We start from the raw sequence: 5,969 nt of genomic DNA on the forward strand, positions 1-5,969 counted from the left end.
ATAGATATATGATCATCTATTCATGTATAAATTTATACATATCTGCTGCTGTTATAGTTCCTGTGTTATGAAGATAATATCAAGGGTGGAATGAAGGCTTATACTATCTGGCAGGAGCAAGATGTGCATGCCTAATGCAGACAGGATATTTATAGGTGGCAAAAGCAAAAAAAAGCGCCGGCTATTGCCGGCGCTTTCACTACTGTATATATATAAAACCAACTAGTTTGGTTGAAGAGTACCTGTATGTTGTGCAATATCAACACCTAAGCCTTGTGCAATTGCCATCCCCAAGCCCATGTCGGCACGGAAAAAGTGGCACAGCTGGCGGTTGATAATCTCGGTTCTCTTTGGTCCGCTAATACCGTTCATGGCTCCGATGATGTTGCTGATTGTAGCACGTTGCTCGTCTGGAGTCATGAGACGGAATAGGTCTCCTGGTTGAGTATAATGGTCGTTTTCACCAACTCCATTACGATCATACCAATCAGCTACTACGTTCTGGCCCAGGTCTTCTGCAGGCTCTCTGTACTTTTCATCTGCTACAGAAGTATCGAAGCTGTTCGGGAAGTAGTTCGGTTTGCTGCCACCATTGCCGTCAACTCGCATTGCACCGTCGCGCTGGTAGTTGTTTGTTGCAAAAGGGCATCTGTTTACCGGAATTTGCTCGTAATTGGCCCCTAAACGGTAACGCTGGGCATCAGGGTAACCAAGTATACGCCCTTGCAGCATTTTGTCTGGAGAGAAAGAAATGCCATCAACAATATGTGCAGGGGCAAATGCTGCCTGTTCCACGTGTGCAAAATAGTTGTCCGGGTTCTCATTTAACTCCAGCACACCTACATCCATCAGCGGGAAATCCTTCTGAGACCATACTTTAGTTACATCAAATGGATTCCACTTATAGTTAGCAGCTTCTTGTGGTGTCATAATCTGCACTTTTACAGCCCAGCGAGGAAAGTCACCTTTTTCGATAGCCTCTACTAAGTCACGTTGCGCCTGATCCGGGTCAAGGCCTTTCATTTTTGTTGCTTCTTCGTCGTTAAAGTTCTTAATGCCCTGAAGCGTTTTAAAATGGAACTTCACATAGAAACGCTCATTATCAGCATTGATAAATGAGAACGTATGGCTGCCGAAACCATGCATGTGGCGGTAAGAAAGCGGTGTGCCACGGTCGCTCATCAAAATCATGATCTGGTGTAAGCTCTCTGGGTTAAGGCTCCAGAAGTCCCATACCATGGTTGCGCTCTTTGTATTTGTATAAGGGTCGCGTTTTTGAGTGTGTATGAAGTCAGGAAACTTCTTAGGGTCTTTTATAAAGAACACAGGCGTATTGTTGCCTACTAAATCCCAGTTTCCATCTTCTGTATAGAATTTAAGCGCAAATCCACGTGGATCGCGTTCGCTATCGGCGCTGCCTTTTTCGCCACCTACAGTAGAGAAGCGTAGAAAAACTCGAGTCTCTTTGCCTACTTCACTGAAAACCCTAGCTCTTGTATACTTCGTAATATCATGTGTAACAGTAAATGTACCATAGGCTCCAGAGCCTTTTGCATGCACTACGCGCTCAGGTATTCTTTCGCGGTTAAAGTGTGCCAACTTCTCATGCAGGAAAAAGTCCTGAAGCAAAATTGGTCCGCGAGGTCCAGCTGTCTGGCTATCCTCATAATCATAAACTGGTTTTCCTGATGCGGTAGTAATACGGGTGTGTTTTTCTTGTTCGCTCATGATAGGATGTATAAGGGTGATCTAGATTGTTGTAATGCTTCAAAGGTATAGGAACTAAGTATATAGATCAAATCAATAAAATTGATTATTAAATAGTTTTATACTATTATGATGTGTGTATTCTTTTAATGGTAATAGAAATATGGTTTTAAGAGGTTCATATTAAACAAATCATCAAGCATGTAGAAAGGGGGTTCAACTATACTTTCACTAAATTTTCAGTAACAGATGAACTTAAGAAGAACAGAAGCAGTTTGTGCATCAAATTACCCATATGCTATAGCTTGATTTATAGCTTGTTGTACTTATTCTGTTCCACTAAATGAAAACAAACTGTACCCTTATGCAGCGTTTGCTGATATGTTGTTCTGTTTCTATGCTTACTTTTCAGGTTGCACAAGCGCAGGTAAACATGGGCGAACATCGTACTACTTATAGCCAAAATTTTGATGGTTTGCCGGTTAGTGGCAGCGATATTTGGGAAAGTGGTGGTGAGTATTTGCCAGGTTGGTCTGTATTTCGTAGCAAGGCAGCGAATAGCTTAACTGCAAATAACGGTGGCAGTAATACAGGTGGCCTCTACAGTTATGGATCTGAAAGATCCTCAGACCGGGCTTTAGGTTCTATTAGCTCTGCGGTAGCGGGAGAATTTACTTATACAGTTTTGCTTCAGAATAATACAGGCAGAACTATACAGGCGGTAGACCTAAGTTATATAGGTGAGCAATGGCGTATTTCAAACAGTACTGCCGGCCAGCACGTCATCTCCTTTTATTATGCTGTCAGCAGCGACAAAAATAGTTTTACGCCTTCTCCTTCGTCTGATAGAAACTGGACGGAGCTGCCAGAAATGAAGTTTTACGGACCAAAGTATAAGTTACCAGGTACGGCTTTAAATGGCAATGCAGCTGATAATCGTCAGCTGCTGCAAACTTCACTGCCTTTGGAGATTCCTGCTGGGCATTACCTGATGTTACGCTGGAAAGATGCTGACGAACTGGAGGCTGATCATGGGCTGGCCGTAGATGATTTTTCAATAACATGGTATCCGGAGCAGGTGCTAGAGCCCGTTCCATTACCAGTAGAATTAGTTAAGTTTAAGGCTAACACCCAAGGAGCACTAGTTGAGCTGAAGTGGCAAACAGCCAGCGAACAAAACAGCAGCCATTTTACTGTGGAGCGAAGCACTGATGGGAAAAACTATGAAAGTATAGGTATGGTTACTGGACAAGGTTCTTCCTCCAGCATCATGAACTATACGTTTTTAGACGAGGCACCCGTTGCAGGCACTTCTTATTACCGGCTAAAGCAGGTGGACCTTGATGATAGTTTTAGCTACTCTATCGTTGAGGCCGTAACACGATCTGTAGCGCATATGGTAAATGTGCATCCGACAATTACATCAGATGTGCTTTTAGTGAACACTGATAAAAAGCTGCAGCAGGCAATGATAATTGATTTGATGGGGAAACGCCATTTAATCACTGTGTTACCTCATAAGCTAAGCAGGCATACTATACCTGTCAGCAGCTTAAGTAAAGGTACTTATATTTTAGTGCTGCTGGATGCAGATGGGCAGCGGCATTCTACAAAGTTTATCAAGATGTAAGGTGCTTAGAACTTTATCGGGTTCAAGCTTATGAGCAGCTTGTTTACTGCAATTTTAGCTCATGAAAAAAGGGCTCTGCTTTACCAGCAGAGCCCTTTTAAAGTATAAATCTTACTGTTAGACAGAGAAACTGTCGCCGCAGCCGCAGGTACGGGTAGCATTTGGGTTGTTAAAGTAAAAGCCTTTACCATTCAGGCCATCTGAGAAATCAAGCTCAGTTCCTGCCAAGTATAAAAAGCTCTTCATATCAACCACAACTTTCACGCCTTTGTCTTCAAACTCCTGGTCCATTGGCTTTACCTCGTCATCAAAGTCGAGGTTGTAAGACAGGCCCGAGCAGCCACCACCCGCCACAGAAGCACGCAAGCGGTACGAGTCATCCAGCTGAGCATCCTGCTTCAGCTTAACTACTTTCTCTTTTGCTTTGTCTGATACTGTGATCATAATCTTAATAATTTAGGAGACTGGATTGAGCACCACACTAAAAACGGTGATCGTGTTCATGTCTCGGCCATAGTATAGTTTATCTAACGCTTCATACATATTACGGGACCTGAAGTAAGAAGTGTTAAGCTCTTTATCATCGCGGGCCATCCATTGTACCGTGTAGGAGCTTTCCATGTCACGGTAACTCTGGACGTACTCCAGCATCTTCCGTAACACTTCCAAACGATCATACCCAATTTCCGAGTGCAGCAGAAAAGACTGCTGGTGGCGCGGATTAACTGTAATAAGGTCGAGGCGCAGTTTATTATCGAGTTGCCTGAATTCAAAAAGCAGACTGCTACCGCTTATGCCTAAGTGGTTTTCAATCTGCTTTTGAATGCGTGCACTCTCTACATGTACATCTGCAGTTGACTCCATCGAGTCTGGGTTTTCTTAGTGATGAGACTTAGCCATTTCCAATTCTGGAAGGCCGTTCTTAACTCTATAGTCGTTGATAGCTGTTTTAATAGCATCTTCAGCAAGTACAGAGCAGTGAATTTTAACCGGAGGTAAGGCTAGCTCTTCTACAATTGCCATGTTATCGATTGCCAGAGCCTCGTCTACCGTCTTTCCTTTAAGCCACTCTGTCGCCAGAGAAGAAGATGCGATAGCAGAACCACATCCAAAAGTTTTAAACTTAGCGTCAGTGATTACCTGGTTCTCGTCAACCTCAATTTGAAGACGCATTACGTCACCACACTCAGGTGCACCAACAAGGCCAGTACCAACATTGTTTTTCGCTTTATCTAATGTACCAACGTTTCGTGGGTTGGTATAATGATCGATTACTTTATCTGAATAAGCCATAGCTTTTATTTAATTACAAATGATTAATTACTAATTGAACCAAGCACCACGAATCATTCCTAATTCGTAATTCTTAATTCGTCATTATTAATGTTCTGCCCACTCAATTGAGTTAAGGTCTATACCTTCTTTAAACATCTCCCATAGTGGAGAGAGTTCACGAAGTTTGGCAACTGCTTCTTTTACGTGGTTGATAGCGAAGTCTATTTCTTCTTCTTTTGTGAAGCGGCTTAAACCGAAACGCAGGGAAGAATGGGCCAGGTCATCGCTCAAACCTAATGCTTTTAATACGTAAGATGGCTCTAAAGAGGCTGAAGTACAGGCAGATCCGGAAGAAACAGCCAAATCTTTCACACCCATCATCAAACCTTCGCCCTCTACATACTTAAACGAGATGTTAGATACGTGTGGCAGACGGTGCTCTGTAGAACCGTTGATGTATGATTCTTCGATAGTGGTCAGCTCACGCTCTAATCGGTCACGCATGGCAGAAATGCGCTGAGTATCAGACTCCATGTCCTGCTTTGCAATTTCAGCTGCTTTACCTAAGCCAACTATGCCGGGTACGTTAAGGGTACCAGAACGCATGCCACGCTCGTGTCCGCCACCATCCATTTGGGCAGTAACCTTAACACGTGGGTTTTTACGGCGTACGTACAAAGCACCTACACCTTTAGGTCCGTACATTTTGTGGGCAGAGAAAGCCATCAGGTCAATGCCGTCAGCCTCAACATCCACAGGAATTTTGCCTACAGCTTGTGTACCGTCCGTAAAGAACAGAACGCCATGCTTCTTAGCGATCGCAGAAATTTCACGGATTGGCTGAATAACACCAATCTCGTTGTTAGCGTACATAATAGAGATAAGAATAGTCTTATCTGTGATAGCGTTTTCCAGTTCCTGCAGGTTAACAAGACCTTTCTCATCAACTTGAAGATAAGTAACCTTACCGCCCATTTTCTCAATGTGCTTGCAAGGGTCAAGTACTGCTTTGTGCTCAGTTGTTAAGGTAATAATGTGATTACCTTTGGAAGCGTACATCTCGAAAACGCCTTTTAGAGCCAGGTTATCAGACTCTGTAGCGCCAGATGTGAAAATAATTTCTTTTGGAGAACAGTTGATAAGCGATGCAATCTGCTCACGAGCATAATCAACCGCTTCTTCAGCTTGCCAGCCAAAAGCGTGATTACGGGATGCAGCGTTACCAAACAAGTTAGTCATGTATGGCATCATCGCCTCCAGTACGCGCGGGTCTAGCGGCGTAGTAGCGTTGTTATCCAGGTATATAGGTAGTGTTAGCATATAACTCGTGGTTTCTTTATTTATACTGTTTTATTAA

Annotated in this window: 6 protein-coding genes; 1 reads left to right on the plus strand and 5 read right to left on the minus strand. The window is 43.3% G+C overall.

Going from position 1 to position 5,969, the window contains the following annotated elements:
• Positions 1-222: 222 nt before the first annotated feature.
• Positions 223-1,728: a catalase gene (locus ACFQ2O_RS19240; RefSeq protein ID WP_377531835.1), complete on the minus strand. Its 1,506-nt coding sequence runs from the start codon at positions 1,726-1,728 to the stop codon at positions 223-225.
• A gap of 412 nt (positions 1,729-2,140) precedes the next feature.
• Here ACFQ2O_RS19240 and ACFQ2O_RS19245 point away from each other — a divergent pair, with 412 nt between their 5' ends.
• Positions 2,141-3,337, plus strand: a complete 1,197-nt coding sequence (locus ACFQ2O_RS19245; protein ID WP_377531837.1) for a T9SS type A sorting domain-containing protein — start codon at positions 2,141-2,143, stop codon at positions 3,335-3,337.
• 117 nt (positions 3,338-3,454) lie between these two features.
• On the opposite strand, the gene ACFQ2O_RS19250 is transcribed toward ACFQ2O_RS19245, so the two are convergent.
• From ACFQ2O_RS19250 to ACFQ2O_RS19265, 4 genes are all read right to left on the minus strand, one after another.
• Complete coding sequence (locus ACFQ2O_RS19250) at positions 3,455-3,781, minus strand: HesB/IscA family protein (RefSeq protein ID WP_068839884.1); 327 nt, start codon at positions 3,779-3,781, stop codon at positions 3,455-3,457.
• A 12-nt stretch (positions 3,782-3,793) separates the two neighbouring features.
• On the minus strand, positions 3,794-4,201 hold the full coding sequence (locus ACFQ2O_RS19255) for a hypothetical protein (RefSeq protein ID WP_377531841.1): 408 nt from the start codon (positions 4,199-4,201) through the stop codon (positions 3,794-3,796).
• Positions 4,202-4,216: 15 nt separating this feature from the next.
• On the minus strand, positions 4,217-4,630 hold the full coding sequence (gene iscU / locus ACFQ2O_RS19260) for a Fe-S cluster assembly scaffold IscU (RefSeq protein ID WP_377531844.1): 414 nt from the start codon (positions 4,628-4,630) through the stop codon (positions 4,217-4,219).
• Between the two features lie 87 nt (positions 4,631-4,717).
• On the minus strand, positions 4,718-5,932 hold the full coding sequence (locus tag ACFQ2O_RS19265; RefSeq protein WP_377531847.1) for an IscS subfamily cysteine desulfurase: 1,215 nt from the start codon (positions 5,930-5,932) through the stop codon (positions 4,718-4,720).
• Positions 5,933-5,969: the final 37 nt, after the last annotated feature.

The sequence above is a fragment of the Pontibacter rugosus genome, assembly GCF_042678745.1.
Classification (GTDB): Bacteria; Bacteroidota; Bacteroidia; order Cytophagales; family Hymenobacteraceae; genus Pontibacter; species Pontibacter rugosus.